This is a genomic window from Microbacterium hydrocarbonoxydans (assembly GCF_011752045.1).
GTDB lineage: Bacteria > Actinomycetota > Actinomycetes > Actinomycetales > Microbacteriaceae > Microbacterium.
In genome coordinates, this window is the sequence record NZ_JAAKXW010000002.1 from 376,325 (window position 1) to 397,886 (window position 21,562).

Consider the following 21,562-nt stretch of genomic DNA (forward strand, 5'->3'; position numbering starts at 1 on the left):
TGGGGCGTCGCGGTGGAGGATGTCAGTCGTCGAGCAGCTCGGCCTCGATCACGTCGTCGTCGGGGCCGGTGGCCTCGGGCGCCGGGCCGGCGCTGGTGAGCACGAGCCCCGAGCCGTCGGCGGCCACGTCGACGCGCACCGCGTCGCCGTCGCGCACGCCGCCTGCGAGCAGCGCCGTCGCCAGCTTGTTCTGCACCTCGGTCTGGATGAGGCGGCGCAGCGGCCGGGCACCGAACACCGGGTCGTAGCCGCGCTCGGCGAGCCAGGCGCGCGCGTCCGGAGTGACCGCGAGCGTGAGCCGGCGGTCGTGCAGGCGCCGCTGCAGCTGGTCCACGGAGAGCTCCACGATCTGCGCGAGGTCGTCCTCGCTGAGCGCGGAGAACATCACGACATCGTCGAGGCGGTTGAGGAACTCGGGCCGGAAGGCCTGCCGCACCAGCGCCATCACCTGCTCCCGCTTCACCTCGTCCGACAGGGTCGGGTCGATGAGGATCGGCGAGCCGAGGTTGGAGGTGAGGACGAGGATGACGTTCGAGAAGTCGACCGTGCGCCCCTGGCCGTCCGTGAGACGGCCGTCGTCGAGCACCTGCAGCAGGATGTCGAACACCTCGGGGTGCGCCTTCTCGACCTCGTCGAGGAGGATCACGCTGTACGGACGACGCCGCACGGCCTCGGTGAGCTGACCGCCCTGCTCGTAGCCGACGTACCCGGGAGGGGCGCCGACGAGCCTGGAGACGGAGTGCTTCTCGCCGTACTCGGACATGTCGATGCGCACCATGGCCCGCTCGTCGTCGAAGAGGAACTCCGCGAGCGCCTTGGCCAGCTCCGTCTTGCCGACGCCGGTCGGGCCGAGGAAGAGGAACGATCCGGTCGGGCGGCCGGGGTCGCTGATGCCGGCGCGCGAGCGGCGCACGGCATCCGACACCGCCCTGACGGCCTCCTTCTGGCCGATCAGGCGCTTGCCGAGCTCGTTCTCCAGGTGCAGGAGCTTCTCGCTCTCCCCCTGCAGGAGACGGCCGACGGGGATGCCGGTCCACGCCGCGATCACCGCGGCGATGTCCTCCTCGGTGACCTGCTCGTTGACCATGCGCCCCTCGTCGGAGACCGTCGCCTCGGCCTGCTCGGCCTCGGCGATGTCGCGCTCCAGGCGCTTGATCGTCTCGTACTCGAGCTTGGAGGCCTTCGTGTAGTCGGCGTTGCGCATGGCGAGGTCGCGCTGGGTGATCGCGTCGTCGAGCTGCTTCTTCAGCTCGCCGACCCGGTTCAGGCCCTGGCGCTCGCGCGCCCAGCGCTCCTCGAGGCCGGCGAGCTCCCGCTCCATCTCGACGAGCTGCTCGCGGAGGGTGCCGAGGCGCTCCTTGGACGCGGCGTCCTTCTCCTTCTTGAGAGCGAGCTCCTCGAGCTTCATGCGGTCGACCTGGCGCTTGAGCTGGTCGATCTCCACCGGGGAGGAGTCGATCTCCATCTTCAGCCGCGACATGGACTCGTCGATGAGGTCGATCGCCTTGTCCGGCAGCTGCCGGGCCGGGATGTAGCGGTTCGACAGGGCCGCCGCGGCGACGAGGGCGCTGTCGGAGATGGTCACCCCGTGGTGCGCCTCGTAGCGGCCCTTGAGCCCGCGGAGGATGGCGATGGTGTCCTCGACCGAGGGCTCGCCGACGTACACCTGCTGGAAGCGGCGCTCGAGCGCGGCATCCTTCTCGATGAACTCCCGGTACTCGTTGAGCGTGGTGGCGCCGATGAGGCGCAGCTCTCCGCGGGCCAGCATGGGCTTGAGCATGTTGGAGGCCGCGACCGACCCCTCGCCGCCGCCGGCGCCCATCAGGACGTGCAGCTCGTCGATGAAGGTGATGATCCGCCCGTCGGACTCGGTGATCTCCTTGAGCACGCTCTTCAGCCGCTCCTCGAACTGCCCGCGGTACATCGCGCCGGCGACGAGCGCGGAGATGTCGAGGGTGACCAGCTCCTTGTCCTTGAGGGATTCGGCGACGTCGCCGGCGACGATGCGCTGGGCGAGGCCCTCCACGACGGCGGTCTTGCCGACGCCGGGCTCGCCGATGAGGACGGGGTTGTTCTTCGTGCGGCGGGTGAGCACCTGGCTGACGCGCCGGATCTCGCTGTCCCGTCCGATGACGGGGTCGAGCTTGCCCTGGCGGGCGCGATCGGTGAGGTTGATGCCGAACTGCTCGAGGGCGGACTGCTGTTCCTGGTTCTGAGAGCTGGTCTGCGGGGTGGTCATGCGTTCCTCCTGAGGAGACTCCTTCTGGTCGTTCGCCGGCGACCGGTGCGGCCCTCCGGAACAAAGTTGAGTGTTGTTGACTCAACTTTACTCCTGAGGCCTCTCCCCCGTCAACGCCGAAACCCCCGAATGCCGTCGAGACCCCCAGCTGTCCGCGTGAACAGGTGGGGGTCTCGGTGGCAGACAGGGGTCTCAGCGACTGCGACGGATCACTCCGCGACGGATCACTCCGCGTCGGTCATGCCGCGGCGCAGCAGCCGGCCGCGCGGGGTCTCGAAGTCGATGACCTCGCCGTGCAGCCACGTCCTGCGCACGACGCCGGCGAGCGCCTTGCCGTGGTACGGGGTGAGCGGGTTCTTGTGGTGCAGCTTCTTCACGTCCACGACGTAGGCGTCGTCGGCCGCGAAGATCGAGAAGTCCGCGTCGTAGCCGGGGGCGATGCGGCCCTTGCCGGTGAGGCCGGCGAACTGCGCGGGGCGCTCGCTCATCCACGACACGACGGTCTCCAGCTCGAGGCCGCGCTGACGCGCCTCGGTCCAGATCAGCGACAGGCCGAGCTGCAGCGAGGCGACGCCGCCCCATGCCACGGCGAAGTCGCCGTTCTCCAGGTCCTTGAGGTCGAGGGTCGAGGGCGAGTGGTCCGACACGATGAAGTCGATCGTGCCGTCCTCCAGGCCCTGCCAGAGCAGCTCGCGGTTGCCCGCCTCGCGGATCGGCGGGCAGCACTTGAACTGCGTGGCGCCGTGCGGGATCTCCTCGGCCGTCAGGGTGAGGTAGTGCGGGCAGGTCTCGACCGTGAGCTTCAGTCCGTCCTGCTTCGCCGAGCGCAGCATCGGCAGCGCATCCGAGGACGACAGGTGCAGGATGTGCGCCCGGCCGCCGGTCCAGCGGGCACGCTCGATGACCTCGGCGATGGCGAGGTTCTCCGCACCGCGCGGACGGGACGCGAGGAACTTGCTGTAGTCGTCGCCCTCCGGCTGCGGGGCGCGGTCGATCGCACGGGAGTCCTCGGCGTGCACGATCATGACCGAGTCGAAGTTCGCGAGCTCGCGCATGTCCGTCTCGAGCTCGTCCGCGTCCAGCGGCGGGAACTCGTCCACGCCGGAGTGCAGCAGGAAGCACTTGAAGCCGAAGACGCCGGCGTCGTGCAGCGGGCGCAGGTCCGCGGTGTTGCCGGGCACGGCGCCACCCCAGAAGCCCACGTCGACGTGCGTCTGCCCCTTCGCCGCCTCGCGCTTGACGTTCAGCGCCTCGACGCTGACGGTCGGCGGGATGCTGTTCAGCGGCATGTCGACGATGGTCGTCACGCCGCCTGCCGCGGCGGCGCGGGTCGCCGACGCGAAGCCCTCCCACTCGGTGCGGCCGGGCTCGTTGACGTGCACGTGCGTGTCGACCAGGCCCGGGATGAGCGTCTCGTCCTCGCCGAGCTCGATGATCTCGGCACCGTCGAGGTTGTTGCCCAGCGGCTGCATCGCGACGATGACGCCGTTCCGGACGCCGACCTCCCGCGGACGGATGCCGGCGCTGGTGAGCACGCGCTCACCGCGGATCACCAGGTCGTAGTGCTCGCCCGTCGGGTCGAGCGATGCGCCTGCGGCATCCTGCTTCTCGTTCTCCTGCGACATGTCGCTCTTCCCTTCTTCCGGCGCCTTCGCCGGGCCGTGTGTGATGTGGTGGTGTCTGTTCTGGATTATCCGCGAGTTCAGCGGGCGGCGGACGGGAATCCGGTGATCCGCTTCGGGCGGGGCGGGGCGTAGGTGCGCACCTTCGAGGTGGTGAGTCCGAGGCGCACGAGGCTCTCGGCGACCGCGACGGCCGCCTGCACGCCGTCGACGACGGGCACGCCGCAGAGCTCGACGACGCGATCCTTCAGCTCGGCCATGCCGCCGCAGCCGAGCACGATGACCTCGGCGCGGTCCTCCTCCACGGCCCGCTGCGCCTCGGAGGCGATGGCCTCCACCGCGCGCTCCGGGTCGGACTCGAGCTCGAGCACGCCGAGCCCGGAGGAGCGCACCGAGGCGCAGCGGTCGTGCAGGCCGCCGAGGATCAGGCGGTCCTCGATCAGCGGCACCGTGCGGTCGAGCGTGGTGACGACCGAGTAGGTGCGGCCCAGGTACATGGCGGTGGACGCGGCCGCCTCCGTGATGTCGACGACGGGCACCGAGAGCAGCTCCTGCAGCCCCTCCCGGCCGTGCTCTCCGTAGCCGGCCTGGATGACGGCGTCGTACTCGCCCTCGTACCGGACGACCTTGTCCATCACGGCGATGGCGGCGAGATAGCTCTCGAAGTTGCCCTCGCAGGAGTCGGCTCCGAAGTCCGGGGTGAGGCCGATGATCTCGGTTCCCGGCGAGGCGGCCGCACGGGCCGCCTCGGCGATCGCCTCGGTCATCGTCTCGGTCGTGTTCACATTGGCGACGAGGATGCGCATGTTCGTGCTGCCTTCCGGGTCAGTGGGTCGGGGTGACGGCGATGTCGCCCGCCTCGACATCGTGGAACGGGCCGCGGCGGTCGGCGAGGACGCCGTACACGATCGCGCCGAGGCCTGCGGCGAGGAACCAGGAGAACTGGCTGACCACCTGGAACGCCGGGACGAAGGTGAGGAGGAGGGCGATCACGCCGGAGATCACCAGGGCGATGACGGCGCGGGGGTTGAAGCCGCGCGTGTAGTGGTATTCGCCGGTGGCGTGCTCGGAGTACAGGTCGGGGATGTTGATCCGCTGCTTCCGGATGAGCCAGTAGTCCACCATGATGATGCCGAACAGCGGACCGAGCAGGGCGCCGAGGCCGTTCAGGAAGATGCCGATCACGACGGGCGAGTTGTAGAGGTTCCAGGGCAGGATGACGAGCCCGATGACCGCCGAGATCAGCGCCGCCCTGCGGAAGTTCAGCCGCTTCGGGAACAGGTTGGTCAGCGCGTAGGTCGGGGCGACGAAGTTCGCCATCAGGTTCACCGCGATGGTGAGGACGATGAGGGCGAGCGAGGCCAGCACGAGCAGCAGCGTGTTCGGGATCGCGGCGACGACGTCGGCGGGCGAGCCGATGGCCTGGCCGTTGACCGTGAACGAGCCGCCGGCGAGGATCACGACGATGAGCCCGAAGAAGAGCATGTTGATCGGGATGCCCCAGAAGTTGCCCTTGATGATGGCCTTCTTCGAGCGGGCTCCGCGGGTGAAGTCGCAGAAGTTGAGCACGAAGGTTCCGTAGATCGCGACCCAGGCGGATGCTCCGCCGAGCATGTTGAGCCAGAGCTCGACGCCGGTGAGCGGCGCGTCGTTGGACCAGGAGATCTGGAAGTCGGCCTGCACGAGCACCCAGACGGCCAGCGCCACGAAGGTCGCGAGGATGATCGGGCCGGCGAAGGCCTCGTACTTGCGGATCATCTCCATGCCGTAGCTGACGATGATCGACTGCACGACCCAGAGGGCGAGGAAGGTGATCCAGCCGAGCGCGGAGAGGCCGAGGAACGCGCCCTCCTGCAGGCCGGCGGCGCCGGGGATGAGCGCGAGGATGACGACCTGCAGCACCTGCGAGGCGAGGTACGTCTGGATGCCGAACCAGGCGATGGCGACGCCGCCGCGGAGCAGGGCGGGGATCTGGGCGCCGTGGATTCCGAAGCTGATGCGGCTCATGACGGGGAACGGCACGCCCGTCTTCTCCCCCATGAACCCGGACAGGGTGAGCAGGAGGAACAGGAACAGGGCGCCGAAGGAGAGCGAGCCCAGGATGGCGCCGCCGCTCATGCCGAGCGAGAACAGTCCGATCGCCCAGACGTAGTTGCCCAGGCTGTGGACATCGTTCGCCCACAGGGCGAAGATGCTGTAGGCGTGCCAGTGGCGGCCCTCGCGCGTGGTCGGAGCGAGGTCGCTGTTGTAGAGGCGCGGACTGATGCCGGCCTGCACCGCGATGAGGGCCGACGGTGCTTCGTCGAGTCCCTCGGAGCGGCGGCTCGGGATGTGTACGTACTCTTCAGCGGACATCTTTGGCCCTTCCTTGACGACGACGTCAGGTCTGTGAAGATTCTATTCCAGAAAGTGGAAAAGTAATTTCGGGATGTAGAGATCAAATCATATGACAAATCACTTGTCAATGGTTTTGGGCGGGGCTCCGAGGAGCCCCGCTGAGCACACCTCACCGGGTGAGGGACTCCGAGGCGATCCGCGCCCCCACCCGCACCAGCAGCGGCTTCGCGTTGGCGATGCTGACGGCGGGGTCGGGCTCGATCTCGCTGAGCGGGTAGACGGCACGGAAGCCGGCGGCTTCCGCGTCGGCGGGACTGAGGGTGGAGCGGCCGCACACGGCCACGACCGGGACTCCGGCCGCCCTCGCGGCGGCGGCGACCCCGAGCGGGGTCTTGCCGCCGAGACTCTGGTCGTCGAGGCTGCCCTCGCCGGTGATGACGAGGTCGACGGAGGCCACGCGCGCGGCGAGCCCGGTGAGGCGCTGAACGACGTCGATGCCGGGCTCGCGGCTCGCGCGGAGCACGGCGAGCGCGGCGTAGCCGACCCCGCCGGCGGCGCCGGCGCCGGGGTCGCCGGCGGACGGCCGGACGCCGGGCTGGGCCTCGAGGAGATGGGCCAGCCGCGAGAGGCCCGCCTCGAGGACGGCGACATCGTCGGCGCTCGCCCCCTTCTGCGGCGCGAACACCGCAGCGGCCCCCCGGTCGCCCAGGAGCGGGTTGTCGACGTCGCTGGCCAGCACGATGCTCGCCCCGGCGATGCGCGGGTCCAGTCCTGAGACGTCGACGGAAGTCAGGTCGGCGAGGGCCGCGCCACCGGGCGCGACCTCGCCGTCGGCGGTGCGGAGCGAGACGCCCAGCGCCTGCAGCATCCCCGCGCCGCCGTCGGTGTTGGCGCTGCCACCCACGCCGAGCACGATCGTGGTGCAGCCGCGATCGAGCGCGGCGGCGATGAGCTCGCCCGTCCCCCGGCTCGTCGCCGTGAGCGGCGCCTTCTCGCCGTCCGGCAGCACGTCGAGGCCGCTGGCGACGGCCATCTCGATGATGGCCTCCGCGCGCCCTTCTCCGAAGCGCGCCGCGAACCGGGCCTCGACGGGTTCCCCCGTGGGCCCGGTCACCGTCGCGGTGATCGCCTCGAACCCGGCGGCGAGGGCGGCGTCGACCGTCCCCTCGCCGCCGTCGGCCACCGGCACGGCCTCGATGACGGCATCCGGGATGACCTCCCGGATGCCGTCCGCGAGGGCGGCGGCGACCTCGGACCCCGTGGCGGAGCCCTTGAACTTGTCCGAGGCGATCAGGATGCGCATGACGGTGCGGAGCTCAGTCGAGCAGCGCGTAGACGGCCTCGGGCGCGTCCTCGGCGGTGACTGCGAGGTCCTCGAACTCGTTCATCGTGTCGAGGTCGGCACCCATGGCGATGTTGGTGACCCGCTCGAGGATGACCTCGACGACCACCGGCACCTGGAACTCTGCCTTGAGTCGCTCCGCCTCGGCGAAGCCGGCGGCGAGGTCCTCCGGACGCTCCACGCGGATCGCCTTGCAGCCCAGCCCCTCGGCGACCTTGACGTGGTCGACGCCGTAGCCGGTGGCGACGCTGTTCTCGTCGTACGGGGTGTTGATGTTGTCGAAGGCGAGGGAGACCTCGTAGTCCATCTCGAACGGACGCTGCGACTGGCGGATCAGTCCGAGGTAGCTGTTGTTCACCACGACGTGGATGTACGGCAGTTTGTGCTGCGCACCCACGGCGAGCTCCTCGATCATGAACTGGAAGTCGTAGTCGCCGCTGAGCGCCACGACCTTCTCCTCCGGCTTGCCGCGGACGACGCCGAGGGCGGCGGGCAGGGTCCAGCCGAGGGGCCCGGCCTGGCCGGCGTTGATCCACTGGCGCGGTCCGTACACGTGCAGCAGCTGCGCGCCGGCGATCTGCGAGAGGCCGATCGTGGTGACGTAGGTGGTGTCGTGTCCGAACGCGGACAGCATCTCCTGGTAGACGCGGTGCGGCTTCATGGGCACGTTGTCGAAGTTGGTCTTGCGCTGCAGTCGCGCCTTGCGTCCGCGGCACTCCTCGGCCCAGGCGTTGTAGTCGGGCAGCTCGGCGACGCGGTCGCGGGCGGCCTCGAGCAGGGCGTCGATGAACGCCCCGGCGTCGGACACCACGCTGTAGTCGGGAGCGAAGACGCGGCCGATCTGGGTGGGCTCGATGTCGACGTGCACGAAGGTACGGCCCTTGCGGTACGTGTCGAGACCGCCGGTGTGGCGGTTCGCCCAGCGGTTGCCGATGCCGAGCACGAAGTCGCTCTCCAGGAAGCTCGCGTTGCCGTAGCGCTGCGAGGTCTGGATGCCGACGAGGCCGCCGGCCAGCGGGTGGTCGTCGCCGATCGCGCCCCAGCCCATCAGGGTCGGGAACACGGGAACGCCCAGCGTCTCGGCGAGCTCGACGAGCTTCGCGGAGGCGCCCGAGTTCACCACGCCGCCGCCGGCGATGATCGCGGGGTGCTTCGCCGCGATGAGCATGTCGAGCACCTTCTCGGCCTGCGCGCGGGTCGCGGCGGGCTTGGCCACGGGCAGCGGCTCGTAGGTGTCGATGTCGAACTCGATCTCCGTCATCTGCACGTCGAACGGCAGGTCGATCAGCGCGGGGCCTGGACGGCCGGAGCGCATGATCTGGAAGGCCGTCTGGAAGGCGCCGGGGATCTGGCCGGCCTCGAGCACGGTCTTCGCGAACTTCGTCACCGGCTTCGCGATGGACGCGATGTCGACGGCCTGGAAGTCCTCCTTGTCGAGCTTCGCGACCGGCGCCTGGCCGGTGATGCACAGCATCGGGATGGAGTCCGCGATCGCCGCGTAGAGTCCGGTGATCATGTCGGTTCCGGCCGGGCCGGACGTGCCGATGCAGATGCCGATGCGGCCGTCGCCGGTGCGGCTGTAGCCGTCGGCCATGTGCGAGGCGCCCTCGACGTGGCGGGCGAGGGTGTGGCGGATGCCGCCGTGCCGGCGCATCGCGGAGTACAGCGGGTTGATGGCGGCGCCGGGAAGGCCGAACGCCTCAGTGGCGCCCTCCTTCTCCAGGATCTGGACGATGGCGTCCACTGCGCGCATGCGAGTCATGGGAGTGTCCTTAGGTTTTGCGGTCGTTGAGCGAGCGAAGCGAGTCGAAACGCAGAGACGAAACGCGTCAGCGGCCGGAGAGTTCGGTGGTGAGCTTGAAGAGCCCGGAGTGGTCGAGTCCGCCGTCGCCGCGGGCGACGAGGGCGTTCACGAGCTGGGCGACTGCCGCGCCGAGCGGGACGGTGACCCCGACGGAACGCGCTGCGGAGGTGACGATGCCCAGATCCTTGTTGTGGAGGGCGAGGCGGAAACCGGGGTCGAAGTTGCGGTCGAGCATCTTCTGCCCCTTCTGGTCGAGGACCTTGGAGCCGGCGAGCCCGCCGCCGAGCACCTTGAGGGCGGCATCCGTGTCGACGCCGAAGGCCTCGAGGAAGGTGACGGCCTCGGCGAGGGCCTGGATGTTCACGGCGACGATGAGCTGGTTCGCGGCCTTCACCGTCTGACCCGCGCCGGCGGGACCGACGTGCACGATGGTCTTGCCGATGGCGTTCAGCACCGGCTCGGCGGCCGCGAAGTGCTCGGGCGAGCCACCGACCATGATCGAGAGGACGCCGTCGATGGCGCCTTGCTCGCCGCCGGAGACGGGAGCATCCACCGCGCCGAAGCCGGCCGCGACGGCCTCCTCGGCGAGCGTCTTCGCGACGTCGGGACGGATCGAGGAGTTGTCGATCCACAGCGCACCGGCCTTGGCGTTGGCGAACACGCCGTCCTCACCGCGCACGACGCCCTCGACATCCGGGGAGTCCGGGACCATGGTGATGATGACGTCGGCGTCCTTGACGGCGTCCGCGACGCTGGAGGCGCCCTTGCCGCCGGCCTCGACGAGCTTGTCGATGGGCTCCTGGCTGCGGTTGAAGCCGGTCACGTCGTAGCCGGCCTTGACGAGGTTCTTGGCCATGGGCAGGCCCATGATGCCGAGGCCGATGATGGCGATGCTGGTCATGTCGTCGCTCCTTAGCGGGAAGAGGGTGTCAGGCGTTCTGGCCGAGCCAGGCGAACGGTGCGGCCTGGGTGGCCTTGTACTCGAGGCCGATCGGTCCGGTGTAGCCGCCGGCGCGGGCCGCATCGATCCACTCCTCGAGGGGCAGCTCGCCGGTGCCGGGCTCGCCGCGGCCGGGCGCGTCCGCGATCTGGATGTGGCCGAACTCGGCGGCGTGGCCGGCGATGACCGCCGCGACGTCGTCGCCGTTCACGGCCAGGTGGTAGTAGTCGGCGAGCAGCTTGACGTTGTCCACGCCGTGCTCGGCCTTGACGCGGTCGATGATCGCGAGAGCATCCGCCGCCGTCTTCAGCGGGTAGGCGTCCATGCCGGAGACCGGCTCGAGCAGAACGATGCCGCCGATCTTCGCGACCGCGGCGCCGGCGAAGGCGAGGTTCTGCACGGCGAGGTCGTCCTGCGCCTTCGCGTCGGCGCCCTCGATGCGGTTGCCGTAGAGGGCGTTGAAGGCCTTGGTGCCGAGGCGCTCGCCGATGCCGACCACGACGTCGACGTTCGCGCGGAACTCGTCCTCACGGCCGATCCAGGAGACCAGGCCGCGGTCGCCGCCGGCCATGTCGCCGGCGAAGAAGTTGAGGCCCGTGAGCTGGACGCCGGCGTCCTGGATGGCGGCGACGAAGGCGTCGACCTCCTCCTGGGCGGGGACGGCCGTGGCGAACGGCCACCAGAACTCGACGGCGTCGAAGCCGGCGGCCTTGACCGCGGCGGGGCGGTCGAGGAGCGGCAGCTCGGTCAGCAGGATCGAGGCGTTCACGGTGTAGCTCATGGGATCATCCTTGATTTCGGATCGTGGAAGAAGAATTCCTAGTAATGAAACTCTACGCGCGTCGCGGGAGCATGTCAACGGGAAGGTTCACCCTTTTGGTATACCAGAACTTTCATCATATGGAGGTTTGCTTTCCTATTGCGGAATTTCTGGCGTCGGCGTTACAGTTCACGAACGCCCTGATTCCAGAGGCGTCCAGACTCAACTCGATGTCGAGCAAGAGAGGTCTCCCATGAGGATCACTGATCCAGACACTGCAACTTCCACGATCGGCGTTCCGGCCAAGCGCCAGCCGTTCTACAAGTCGCTCTTCTTCCACCTGGCCGTAGCCGTCGTGCTCGGCGTCGCGATCGGGCATTTCTTCCCGGACATCGGCGCGCAGCTGAAGCCGCTCGGCGACGGCTTCATCCGGCTCATCAAGATGATCATCGCGCCACTGATCTTCCTCGTGATCGTCACCGGCATCTCCGCCGTCGGCGACGTGAAGTCCGTCGGCCGGGTCGGGGTGAAGGCGCTCGTGTACTTCACGGCGGCGACCGGGTTCGCGCTCGTGTTCGGCCTCATCGTCGCGAACATCGTTCAACCGGGCAAGGGACTGAACATCGACCCGTCCACCCTCGACGAGGGAGCGCTGGCGGACAAGACCGGAGAGGCGAAGAGCGCCTCCGAGTTCCTGCTGAACGTCATCCCTGACAGCGTCGTCAACGCGTTCGCGACGAACACCCTGCTCCAGGTTCTGTTCTTCGCGATCTTCTTCGGCGCGGCGATCATCGTGATCGGGCCGAAGCGCTGCGCTCCCGTGCTCAGCCTGTTCGAGCTGATCCTCGAGCTGATCTTCAAGATCATGTCGTGGATCATGCGCATCGCGCCGATCGGCGCCTTCGGCGCGATGGGTTTCATCATCGGCCAGTACGGCATCGAGACCCTCAGCACCTACGGCGTGCTGATCCTCGCCTGCTACGGAGCGGCGATCATCTTCATCGGCCTGCTGTTCGTCGTCGCCTGGGTGTTCGCCGGCGTCAACCTGTGGTCCTTCATCAAGTACATCAAGGACGAGCTGCTGCTGGCCCTCGGCACCGCGTCGACCGAGGCCGTGATGCCGCGCATCATGACCAAGCTCACCAACGCGGGCTGCTCCCGGGCCACGGTCGGTCTCGTCGTCCCGACCGGCTACTCGTTCAACCTCGACGGCGCGGCGATCTACCTGTCGATCTCGCTGCTGTTCCTGGCACAGGCCTTCGGCCACGACCTCAGCTTCGGCCAGCAGCTCGCGGCTCTCGGCATCCTGCTGCTCACGTCGAAGGGCATGGCAGGCGTACCCGGATCGAGCTTCCTCGCGCTGTCCGCCACCGCGGCCGCACTGGGGATCTTCCCCGTGGCGGGCGTCGCCCTGCTGCTCGGCGCCGACCGGCTGATGGACTCGATGCGCGTCTCGGTCAACCTCCTCGGCAACTGCGTCGCCACCTTCGTCGTCGCGAAGTGGGAGAAGCAGTTCGACCCCAAGGTGATGAAGGCCGCCTTCGCCGGCGCGATCACGAACGAGGACTCGGCGATCATGCTCGGCGAGGACGAGGAGTTCGAGCGGGCGAACGCGCAGCGCGTCGCCGAGGGCAAGCCGGCGCTCCCGAAGTTCGGCGGTGGACCCTTCGAGGACGAGTACCCGGAGATCCGAATGGTCGACGGCACGACGATCGCCCTGCCGGATGCCGGCGCCAAGGACGACGCGAAGCCCTGAGTCGCACGCGTCGAAAGCGGGGTCCGCCATCCGGCGGGCCCCGCTTCTGCGTGTTCCCGCTCAGAGGGGCGGATGCCGGGTCTCGCCCTGCGGGAGGAGAACGCACACTCGGGCTGAGGTTCGCCACAGATTCCTCCTCCCGTACGCGCTTTCCCCTCCCGACGGGCAGCCCCCCCTCCCGGTCAGCACTGCCTCACAAGCATCCGCCCCGCACCTTCGCACGCCCCCGGACACGCGGAAGGCGCCGCCCCGCTGCGGGGACGGCGCCTTCCGGGTCGGACCTCAGGTCAGCTTGATCTGACGGTTCATGTCCTTGTAGAGCAGGTAGCGGAAGTTGCCGGGACCGCCGGCGTAGCAGGCCTGCGGGCAGAACGCGCGCAGGAGCATGTAGTCGCCCGCCTCGACCTCGACCCAGTCGCCGTTGAGGTGGTACACGGCCTTGCCCTCCAGCACGAAGAGGCCGTGCTCCATGACGTGCGTCTCGGCGAACGGGATCGAGCCGCCCGGCTTGAAGGTGACGATGTTCACCTGCATGTCGTGCGCCATGTCGTTCGAGTCCGCGAAGCGGGTGGTGAGCCACGCGTCCGTCCCGACCATCGGAGTGGGCTCGATGTCGTCGTCGCTGGTGACGAAGGATGCCGGGGCGTCGACGCCGTCGAGCCACTCGTACGCCTTGCGGATCCAGTGGAAGCTCGTGATCTCGTCGCCCTCGTTGGCGAGCGACCAGTTCGCGCCCGGCGCGAGGAACGCGTAGCCGCCCGCCTCGAGCACGTGGGTCTCGCCCTCGAGCGTCAGGGTGAGCTTTCCGGTCGTGACGAACACGACGCCTTCGACGCCGGCCTCCGGCTCCGGCTTCACCGCACCGCCCCCGGGGGCGATCTCGACGATCAGCTGCGAGAAGGTCGTCGCCGAGCTCGGCGTCGGCCGGGCGATGATCCACGCGCGGGTGTTCGTGAAGCCCGGGAGGCTGCTGGTGACGATGTCGCGCAGCACCCCCTTCGGGATGACCGTGTAGGCGAGCTTGACGATCGCGCGGTCGGTCAGCAGGTCGGTCTGCGGAGGCAGCCCTCCGGCCGGGGTGTAGTAGGTGCGAGCCTCGGTGCTCATGAGTTCTCCTTCTCGGACGTGTCGGATGCCGCAGCCAGGGCGAGCTTCGGGTGGGCGAGCCTGATCAGCTCGGCACGGGTGGCGCCGGTCGCCTCGCGCGACTCCGTCTCGATGATCGCGCCGCACTCCAGGCCGCGGACGACGAAGCGCGCCAGGGCACGGGCCGTGGCCGGCTCGTCCATGATCGTCGCGTCACTGCCGTGCAGGTAGTTGTCCAGGCGCTTCGCGGCGGCGGCGAAGCCCTCGCGGTAGAACGCGTAGGTCGCCAGATAGCGGGTCGGCAGCTGCGTGGGATGCAGGTCCCAGCCCTGGTAGTAGCCACGCTCGAGCGAGCGCCGCACCAGGCGGGCGTGCAGTTGCCAGGCGCCGCGGACGTGCTCCGGTTCGCCGACCGGGATGACGTTCGTCGACCCGTCGGAGAGCCGCACGCCGGTCTCGGCGACGGCCACCTGCATGACCTGCTTGGCGTAGTCGGCGGCCGGATGCTCCATCGACTGGTACGCCGCCGCGATCGCGAGCGAGGCGCTGTAGTCGTAGGTGCCGTAGTGCAGCGCCGAGACGCGGCCGTCCGCACGGTGCAGCAGCGTCGCGACGGGCACGGTGCCGTCGGCCGCGACGATGAGCTGCGGCGTCTCCATCTGCACCTCGAAGCGCAGGCGGCCGGGCGCGAGGCCCAGGCGCTCCTCGAAGATCTCGCACAGCGCGACCATCGCCTCGACCTGCTCGACGGTGGTCACCTTCGGCAGGGTGAGGACCAGTCCGTCGGGCAGTCCGCCGTTCGCGACCAGGGTGGTCAGGAACCGGTCGAGGGTGCGGATGCCGCGGCGCCGGGTCGGCGCCTCGAAGCACTTGAACCGGATGCCGATGAACGGCGGCGCCACGCCGGCGGCCACGGCCTGCGCCACCTGCTCGGCCGCGCGCACGGCATCCGCGTCCTCCTCCTCGTCGGGGCGGGCGCCGTAGCCGTCCTCGAAGTCCAGGCGGAGGTCTTCGATGGGCTCGCTCGCGAGCTTGGCGTCGACGAGCGGCGCGAGCTCCTCGGCCAGGTGGCCGAGTCCGACCGCCTCGGCCAGCGCCGCTGCGCCGCCGAATCCGGCGACCGCCGCGGCCGCCTCCGCGCCGAACCGGGCGGGAAGCTCCGGGTCGTAGCGGTCGGCGGGCACGTAGAGCGTGTGCACGGGCTGACGCGTGCCGTCATCCCCCGGGTAGGAGGTGGCGAGCAGCGTGTCGGTGCCGGACAGCCGGGCGTCGATGGCGGCGAGATCCTCCTCGCCGAGGGTCGAACTGCTCGTGTTGACGCTGGCGGCCACTGTGCTCACTCCTGGCTCGATGCGGCGACGCGGACGATCGCCTCGGCGACCGCGCCGGCCACCAGCGGGTCGAACACGCTGGGGATGATGAAGCTCGCGTTGAGCTCGTCGTCGCCCACGCGGGAAGCGATGGCCTCGGCGGCTGCGACCAGCATAGGCGCGGTGATGTCCGACACGCCCGCGTCGAGCAGGCCGCGGAAGACGCCGGGGAACGCCAGCACGTTGTTGATCTGGTTCGGGAAGTCGCTGCGGCCGGTGGCGACGACGGCGGCGTGCTTCGACGCGACGACCGGGTCGACCTCGGGGGTCGGGTTCGCCATCGCGAAGACGATCGCGTCGTCGGCCATAGCGGCGATGTCGTTCTCGTCGAGGATGTTCGGGGCGCTCACGCCGATGAAGACATCGGCGTCCACCATGGCCTCCTTGAGGGTGCCCTGGAAGCCGCGCGGGTTCGTGGTCGCGGCGAGCTCGCGACGGTGCGCGTCGGTGTACTCGGCGCCGGCGTGGATCGCCCCGTCGCGGCCGCAGGCCACGATGTCCCGCGCCCCCTCGGCGAGCAGCAGTTGCACGATCGCGTTGCCGGCGGCGCCGACGCCGGAGACGACGATGCGCACGTCCTCGAACTTCTTCCCGACTACCTTGAGGGCGTTGCGGAGGGCCGCGAGGGTGACGATGGCGGTGCCGTGCTGGTCGTCGTGGAAGACCGGGATGTCGAGCTCTTCGCGCAGGCGCGCCTCGATCTCGAAGCAGCGAGGGGCGGCGATGTCCTCGAGGTTCACGCCGCCGTAGACCGGGGCGATGGCCTTGACGATGGAGATGATCTCCTCGGTGTCCTTGGTGTCGAGGCAGACCGGCCAGGCGTCGACGTTCGCGAACTGCTTGAACAGGGCGGCCTTGCCCTCCATGACGGGAAGCGCGGCCTCGGGGCCGATGTCGCCGAGGCCGAGCACGGCGGTGCCGTCGGTGACGACGGCGATGGTGTTGCGCTTGACGGTGAGCTTGCGGGCCTTGCTCTTGTCCTCGGCGATCGCCATGCAGACGCGGGCGACGCCCGGGGTGTAGGCGCGCGACAGGTCGTCGCGGTTGCGGAGGGGGACACGCGGGTTGACCTCGAGCTTGCCGCCGAGGTGCATGAGGAAGGTGCGGTCGCTGACGAGGCGGACGGTGACGCCCTCGAGCGCGTCGATCGCGGCGCGGACCTGCTCGGCGTGCTCCTCGCCCGCGGTGTTGCAGGTGAGGTCGACGACGATCGTCGACGGATGGGACTCGACGACGTCGAGCGCGGTGACCGCGGCTCCCGCCTCGGCCGCGGCTGCGGCCAGCTCGCTGGTGACGCTGAAGTTCGACGGAGCGTCGATCCGCAGCGTGATGGAGTTTCCGGGACCCGGATTCGCCATGATTCCTCCTCGTCGAGATGCGCCGGGCTGCGACGCCCGGACCCACCGTGTGATTGTGTAGCGATTTTCGTATCGTGGACTCTATTATCTACGTTATGGAAGTTTCGCGCAAGACGCGAAATACTTCCGGAGAAGTCATGCACACGCGTCGAACTTCAGAGCCGTCCGAGTTCCGATACCGGGCTCTCGCATGATGGAATGATCGCGACACAATGGAGGTTTCGATGGCCGAGAACAAGACCCCGAAGGGGGCCGGATCCGGCGTGCAGTCGGTGGAGCGCGTGTTCGAGCTCCTGGAGCTGGTGACGGATGCCGGTGGCGATGTGACGCTCAGCGAGCTCGCGGCATCCACCGATCTGCCGCTCCCGACGATCCATCGGCTGCTGCGCACGCTCGTCTCGCTCGGCTACGCGCGGCAGCTGCCGAACCGCCGCTACGCCCTGGGGCCGCGCCTCATCCGCATCGGCGAGGGCGCCTCGCGCCAGTTCGGCGCGCTCGCCCGGCCGCAGCTCAAGGGCCTCGTCGACGCTCTCGGCGAGAGCGCGAACATGGCGGTGCTCGACGGCGACATGATCGTGTACGTCGCCCAGGTGCCGTCGCTGCACTCGATGCGCATGTTCACCGAGGTCGGTCGCCGCGCCCACCTGCACGACACCGGCGTCGGCAAGGCGATCCTCGCGCAGCTCCCCGACGACACCGTCCGCGGCATCGTCACGCGCGCCGGGATGCCGACGCCGACCGAGCACAGCATCGGCACCGTCGACGAGCTGCTCGTCGAGCTCGAGCGCATCCGCGAGCGCGGCTACGCGATCGACGACCAGGAGCAGGAGATCGGCGTCCGCTGCTTCTCCATGGCTGTGCCGGACGCGCCGACGCCGACCGCCGTGTCGGTCTCCGGGCCGATCTCGCGCGTCGACGAGGCCTTCGGCGCCCGCGCCGTGCCGCTGCTGCGCCGCGCCGCCGCCGCGATCGGCGACGAGCTGGTCTCCTGACGGAGGCCGTTCATGCGGAACGGCCGCCGGAGGATCTCCCGTCCCTCCGGCGGCCGCGTCGTTCCGGCGCCTACTCGGCGTCGGAGCCGCTGGTGCCGGCGTTCACGTCCAGCAGGCGGTACTTCTCGGCCGCCTGGGCCGGAATCGCGGCATCCACCTCTCCCCGCTTCGCGAGCAGCTGCAGCGTCCGCACCACGACCGACGGGCCGTCGATCTTGAAGAAGCGGCGCGCGGCCGCGCGGGTGTCGGAGAAGCCGAAGCCGTCGGCGCCCAGGGTGGCCCAGTCGTTCTTCACGAACTGGCGCACCTGGTCGGGCAGGTCCTTGGCGTAGTCGCTCACGGCGACGATCGGCCCCTCGGCGCCCTCGAGCTGCTTCACGAGGAACGACGTCCGCGAGCCGCGCCCGAGGAACTCGTCCTCCTCGGCGGCCACGGCGTCGCGGCGCAGCTCGGTCCAGGAGGTCACCGAGAAGACGTCCGCCGCCACGCCCCACTCGTCGCGCAGCAGCTGCTGCGCCTCGAGAGCCCACGTGACGCCGATGCCCGAGGCGAGCAGGTGCGCCCGCGGGCCGTCGCCGGCCGCCGGAGCGATCCGGTGGATGCCGCCGAGGATGCCCTCGACGTCGACGCCCTCCGGCTCTGCCGGCTGCACGATCGGCTCGTTGTAGACCATCAGGTTGTAGATGACGTTCCGGTCCTCCGACGACGGGCCGTACATGCGCTCGATGCCCGCGCGCATGATGTGGCCGATCTCGTAGCCGAACGCAGGGTCGTAGGTGACCACGGCCGGGTTCGTGGCAGCGAGGAGAGGCGAGTGGCCGTCGGCGTGCTGCAGGCCCTCGCCGGTCAGCGTGGTGCGCCCCGCCGTCGCGGAGATGAGGAAGCCGCGGGCCATCTGGTCGGCGGCCGCCCAGAGGGAGTCGCCGGTGCGCTGGAAGCCGAACATCGAGTAGAAGACGTACACCGGCACCAGCGGCACGCCGTGGGTGGCGTACGAGGTGCCGGCCGCGGTGAACGCCGCGATCGAGCCCGCCTCGTTGATGCCGACGTGCACGATCTGCCCCGAGGTCGACTCCTTGTACGAGAGCACGATGTCGCGGTCGACGGCGAGGTAGTTCTGCCCGTTCGGGTTGTAGATCTTCGCGGTCGGGAAGAACGCGTCCATGCCGAAGGTGCGCGCCTCGTCCGGGATGATCGGGACGATGCGCTTGCCGAAATCCGGGTCGCGCATGAGGTCCTTGAGCACGCGGACGAACGCCATGGTCGTGGCGGCCTCCTGCTTGCCCGAGCCGCGGGCGGCGACCTCGTACGCCTTCCGGTCCGGCAGCGCGATCTCGCCCGAGGCGTGCGGGCGCCGCTCCGGCACGAACCCGCCGAGCGCGCGGCGGCGCTCGTGCAGGTACGCGATCTCCGGAGCATCCGCGCCCGGGTGGTAGTACGGGGGCTGATACGGGTCGGCCTCGAGCTGGGCGTCCGTGATCGGCACCCGCAGGTGGTCGCGGAAGTCCTTGAGGTCCTGCAGGGTGAGCTTCTTCATCTGGTGCGTCGCGTTGCGCGCCTCGAAGCGCTGGCCGAGGCCGTAGCCCTTGACCGTCTTGACGAGGATGACGGTGGGCTTGCCGTTGCGCTCCATCGACTTCGCGTAGGCCGCGTACACCTTGCGGTAGTCGTGGCCGCCGCGCTTGAGGCCCCAGATCTCGTCGTCGGTGAGACCGTCGACGAGGGCGCGGGTGCGCGGGTCGCGGCCGAAGAAGTTCTCCCGGATGAATGCGCCGGATTCGGCCTTGTAGGTCTGGTAGTCGCCGTCGACGGTGGTGTTCATGATGTCGACGAGAGCGCCCTCGGCATCCGCCTCCAGCAGCGGGTCCCACTGACGGCCCCAGATGACCTTGATGACGTTCCAGCCGGCGCCGCGGAAGAAGCCCTCGAGCTCCTGGATGATCTTGCCGTTTCCGCGCACGGGGCCGTCGAGGCGCTGCAGGTTGCAGTTGACGACGAACGTGAGGTTGTCGAGGCTGTCGTTCGCGGCGAGCTGCAGCAGGCCGCGCGACTCCGGCTCGTCCATCTCCCCGTCGCCGAGGAACGCCCAGACGTGCTGGTCGGAGGTGTCCTTCAGTCCGCGGCCGTGCAGGTACCGGTTCGACTGCGCCTGGTAGATGGCGTTCATCGGGCCGATGCCCATCGACACGGTCGGGAACTCCCAGAACTCCGGCATCAGGCGCGGATGCGGGTAGGAGGAGAGCGCGTGACCCTCGCGGGACTTCTCCTGGCGGAAGCCGTCGAGATCCTCCTCGCTGAGGCGGCCCTCCATGAAGGCCCGGGCGTACATGCCCGGGGAGGCGTGACCCTGGAAGTAGATCTGGTCGCCGCCGCCGGGGTGGTCCTTGCCGCGGAAGAAGTGGTTGAAGCCGACCTCGTAGAGGGTCGCCGCTCCCGCGTACGTGGAGATGTGCCCGCCGACGCCGATGCCGGGCCGCTGCGCACGGTGCACCATGATGGCGGCGTTCCAGCGCATCCAGGCGCGGTAGCGGCGCTCGAGCTCCTCGTCGCCGGGATACTCGGGCTCTGCCGAGACCGGGATCGTGTTGACGTAGTCGGTCGTCGCGCTCGGCTCCGAGCGGATGCCGGCACGGTCGGCCAGCGTGCGGACGATGTGCTCGCCGCGATCGGGGCCGCGCTGGCTGATCAGCGCGTCGAGGGACTCGAGCCACTCCGCGGTCTCCTCGGGGTCGAAGTCGGCGGCTGCGGGGGCACTGCCTGTGGCGGCACTGCTCGTGAGGGCGGAGACGCGATTGTCGGTCACGGTTCGGCCTTTCTTGTTAGATGGAGGGAAGCTGCCGGTCGGGCAGATGGTCGAAGTCGGAGGTGTCGGGATGGACGGACGGATCGCCGTCGTGACGGGTGCGGGTTCAGGGATCGGCCGTGCCGTGACGCACGCGCTTCTGGAGGCCGGATTCCGCGTGGCTCTGGCCGGCCGGCGCGAGGATGCCCTGCGGGAGACCGCGGCCGAGCATCCGCACGCGCTGGTGGTGCCCACCGACGTCACCGTCGAGGCGGAGGTGGAGGCGCTGTTCGCGCGAGTGGTCGCCGAGTGGGGCCGCGTGGACGTGCTGTTCAACAACGCCGGCGCGTTCGGGCCCGCCGCATCCGCCGCGGAGATCTCGCTCGAGGACTGGCAGCGCACGCTGGACGTGAACCTCACCGGCTCGCTGCTGTGCGCCGGGGCGGCGATGCGGGCGATGATCGCCCAGCAGCCGTCCGGCGGACGGATCATCAACAACGGCTCGATCTCGGCCCACGTGCCGCGGCCGCTCTCGGTGGCGTACACCGTGACGAAGCACGCGATCACGGGTCTCACGAAGTCCATCGACCTCGACGGCCGCGCGCACGGCGTGTCCGCCGGCCAGATCGACATCGGCAACGCCCGGACCTCGATCATGACCGAGCTCGGCGTGGGCTCCGGCGCGCTGCAGGCGGACGGCACGCGCAGGGTGGAGCCGACCTTCGACGTGGCGGATGCCGCGCGCGCCGTGCTCTTCATGGCGCAGCTGCCCGCCGAGGCGAACATCTCCTCGCTGACCGTGGCAGCCTCCGGGATGCCGTTCGGCGGCCGCGGCTGAGCGCAGACGGATGCCGATCATCGCAGACCTCCTGTCGATGCGCGGGTCGGAAGCTTCTCGGGATTCAGGGTTCGGGGAACGGGATTCGGGGTTCGGGGTGAGCCCGGCGTCAAAGGAACGGGCTCACCCCTGATGCGCCGGCAAGAGGACCGGCGTACCTCACATACGGCTCTGCCGCTCCTGCGCGGCGCGCGGCCGCGACCCCCGGGAGCAGTTCGAGCTGTTCTTCCATATCATGAAAGAACTATTTCAATATGTGTAACAAGTGTGCGCTTCCCGGGGTGCGCTTGTCAAGGCATCGGGGCCCGCGGACGCAGATCCGCAGGCCCCGATGAG

General features: G+C 69.5%; 15 protein-coding genes. 3 read left to right on the top strand and 12 right to left on the bottom strand.

What is annotated here, in order from left to right:
• Positions 1-22 precede the first annotated feature (22 nt).
• From G6G98_RS10060 to G6G98_RS10095, 8 genes are all read right to left on the bottom strand, one after another.
• Positions 23-2,239 carry an ATP-dependent Clp protease ATP-binding subunit gene (locus G6G98_RS10060; protein ID WP_164234647.1) on the bottom strand — a complete coding sequence of 739 codons (2,217 nt, stop codon included), beginning with the start codon at positions 2,237-2,239 and terminating at the stop codon, positions 23-25.
• Positions 2,240-2,463: 224 nt separating this feature from the next.
• Entirely contained in the window at positions 2,464-3,864 is a 1,401-nt protein-coding gene (allB, locus tag G6G98_RS10065; RefSeq protein WP_067347829.1) for an allantoinase AllB, read from the bottom strand.
• Between the two features lie 77 nt (positions 3,865-3,941).
• The gene (locus tag G6G98_RS10070) at positions 3,942-4,667 is read right to left on the bottom strand and encodes an aspartate/glutamate racemase family protein (protein ID WP_067347833.1); all 726 of its coding nucleotides are present in this window, start codon (positions 4,665-4,667) and stop codon (positions 3,942-3,944) included.
• 19 nt (positions 4,668-4,686) lie between these two features.
• Positions 4,687-6,216, bottom strand: a complete 1,530-nt coding sequence (locus G6G98_RS10075) for an NCS1 family nucleobase:cation symporter-1 (protein ID WP_067347836.1) — start codon at positions 6,214-6,216, stop codon at positions 4,687-4,689.
• Between the two features lie 151 nt (positions 6,217-6,367).
• Positions 6,368-7,501: a glycerate kinase gene (locus G6G98_RS10080; protein ID WP_067347838.1), complete on the bottom strand. Its 1,134-nt coding sequence runs from the start codon at positions 7,499-7,501 to the stop codon at positions 6,368-6,370.
• A gap of 13 nt (positions 7,502-7,514) precedes the next feature.
• Positions 7,515-9,302, bottom strand: coding sequence for a glyoxylate carboligase (gcl, locus tag G6G98_RS10085; RefSeq protein ID WP_067347842.1), 1,788 nt, complete (start codon positions 9,300-9,302; stop codon positions 7,515-7,517).
• Positions 9,303-9,369: 67 nt separating this feature from the next.
• Positions 9,370-10,245, bottom strand: a complete 876-nt coding sequence (locus G6G98_RS10090; protein ID WP_067347846.1) for a 2-hydroxy-3-oxopropionate reductase — start codon at positions 10,243-10,245, stop codon at positions 9,370-9,372.
• Between the two features lie 28 nt (positions 10,246-10,273).
• Positions 10,274-11,065 carry a hydroxypyruvate isomerase family protein gene (locus G6G98_RS10095; protein ID WP_067347850.1) on the bottom strand — a complete coding sequence of 264 codons (792 nt, stop codon included), beginning with the start codon at positions 11,063-11,065 and terminating at the stop codon, positions 10,274-10,276.
• A gap of 232 nt (positions 11,066-11,297) precedes the next feature.
• Between G6G98_RS10095 and dctA the strand changes: the two genes are divergently transcribed.
• Entirely contained in the window at positions 11,298-12,800 is a 1,503-nt protein-coding gene (dctA, locus tag G6G98_RS10100; RefSeq protein ID WP_067347852.1) for a C4-dicarboxylate transporter DctA, read from the top strand.
• A gap of 282 nt (positions 12,801-13,082) precedes the next feature.
• Here dctA and G6G98_RS10105 read toward each other — a convergent pair whose 3' ends face one another.
• Genes G6G98_RS10105 through G6G98_RS10115 form a run of 3 tightly spaced genes read right to left on the bottom strand, consistent with a single transcriptional unit; the run spans position 13,083 to position 16,614 of the window.
• Positions 13,083-13,907 carry a bifunctional allantoicase/(S)-ureidoglycine aminohydrolase gene (locus G6G98_RS10105; RefSeq protein WP_067347856.1) on the bottom strand — a complete coding sequence of 275 codons (825 nt, stop codon included), beginning with the start codon at positions 13,905-13,907 and terminating at the stop codon, positions 13,083-13,085.
• A complete protein-coding gene (locus G6G98_RS10110; protein WP_164234721.1) occupies positions 13,904-15,217 on the bottom strand; it encodes a DUF6986 family protein in 1,314 nt (437 codons plus the stop codon). Before G6G98_RS10110 ends, G6G98_RS10105 begins: the two co-directional genes overlap by 4 nt.
• A 5-nt stretch (positions 15,218-15,222) precedes the next feature.
• On the bottom strand, positions 15,223-16,614 hold the full coding sequence (locus G6G98_RS10115; protein ID WP_067347862.1) for an NAD-dependent malic enzyme: 1,392 nt from the start codon (positions 16,612-16,614) through the stop codon (positions 15,223-15,225).
• Positions 16,615-16,838: 224 nt separating this feature from the next.
• Between G6G98_RS10115 and G6G98_RS10120 the strand changes: the two genes are divergently transcribed.
• Positions 16,839-17,606, top strand: a complete 768-nt coding sequence (locus G6G98_RS10120; protein WP_067347865.1) for an IclR family transcriptional regulator — start codon at positions 16,839-16,841, stop codon at positions 17,604-17,606.
• A gap of 70 nt (positions 17,607-17,676) precedes the next feature.
• On the opposite strand, the gene aceE is transcribed toward G6G98_RS10120, so the two are convergent.
• Positions 17,677-20,409: a pyruvate dehydrogenase (acetyl-transferring), homodimeric type gene (gene aceE / locus G6G98_RS10125; RefSeq protein ID WP_164234646.1), complete on the bottom strand. Its 2,733-nt coding sequence runs from the start codon at positions 20,407-20,409 to the stop codon at positions 17,677-17,679.
• A 70-nt stretch (positions 20,410-20,479) separates the two neighbouring features.
• Between aceE and G6G98_RS10130 the strand changes: the two genes are divergently transcribed.
• Positions 20,480-21,226: an SDR family oxidoreductase gene (locus G6G98_RS10130; protein ID WP_164234645.1), complete on the top strand. Its 747-nt coding sequence runs from the start codon at positions 20,480-20,482 to the stop codon at positions 21,224-21,226.
• Positions 21,227-21,562 lie beyond the last annotated feature (336 nt).

Excerpts from the sequence above, each read along its gene's own strand:
- G6G98_RS10120 (WP_067347865.1), top strand. The coding sequence starts at position 16,839 with ATGGCCGAGAACAAGACCCCGAAGGGGGCCGGATCCGGCGTGCAGTCG.
- G6G98_RS10095 (WP_067347850.1), bottom strand. The coding sequence starts at position 11,065 with ATGAGCTACACCGTGAACGCCTCGATCCTGCTGACCGAGCTGCCGCTC.
- G6G98_RS10080 (WP_067347838.1), bottom strand. The coding sequence starts at position 7,501 with ATGCGCATCCTGATCGCCTCGGACAAGTTCAAGGGCTCCGCCACGGGG.
- G6G98_RS10060 (WP_164234647.1), bottom strand. The coding sequence starts at position 2,239 with ATGACCACCCCGCAGACCAGCTCTCAGAACCAGGAACAGCAGTCCGCC.
- gcl (WP_067347842.1), bottom strand. The coding sequence starts at position 9,302 with ATGACTCGCATGCGCGCAGTGGACGCCATCGTCCAGATCCTGGAGAAG.
- allB (WP_067347829.1), bottom strand. The coding sequence starts at position 3,864 with ATGTCGCAGGAGAACGAGAAGCAGGATGCCGCAGGCGCATCGCTCGAC.
- G6G98_RS10070 (WP_067347833.1), bottom strand. The coding sequence starts at position 4,667 with ATGCGCATCCTCGTCGCCAATGTGAACACGACCGAGACGATGACCGAG.
- G6G98_RS10075 (WP_067347836.1), bottom strand. The coding sequence starts at position 6,216 with ATGTCCGCTGAAGAGTACGTACACATCCCGAGCCGCCGCTCCGAGGGA.
- dctA (WP_067347852.1), top strand. The coding sequence starts at position 11,298 with ATGAGGATCACTGATCCAGACACTGCAACTTCCACGATCGGCGTTCCG.
- G6G98_RS10105 (WP_067347856.1), bottom strand. The coding sequence starts at position 13,907 with ATGAGCACCGAGGCTCGCACCTACTACACCCCGGCCGGAGGGCTGCCT.
- G6G98_RS10090 (WP_067347846.1), bottom strand. The coding sequence starts at position 10,245 with ATGACCAGCATCGCCATCATCGGCCTCGGCATCATGGGCCTGCCCATG.
- G6G98_RS10130 (WP_164234645.1), top strand. The coding sequence starts at position 20,480 with ATGGACGGACGGATCGCCGTCGTGACGGGTGCGGGTTCAGGGATCGGC.
- G6G98_RS10115 (WP_067347862.1), bottom strand. The coding sequence starts at position 16,614 with ATGGCGAATCCGGGTCCCGGAAACTCCATCACGCTGCGGATCGACGCT.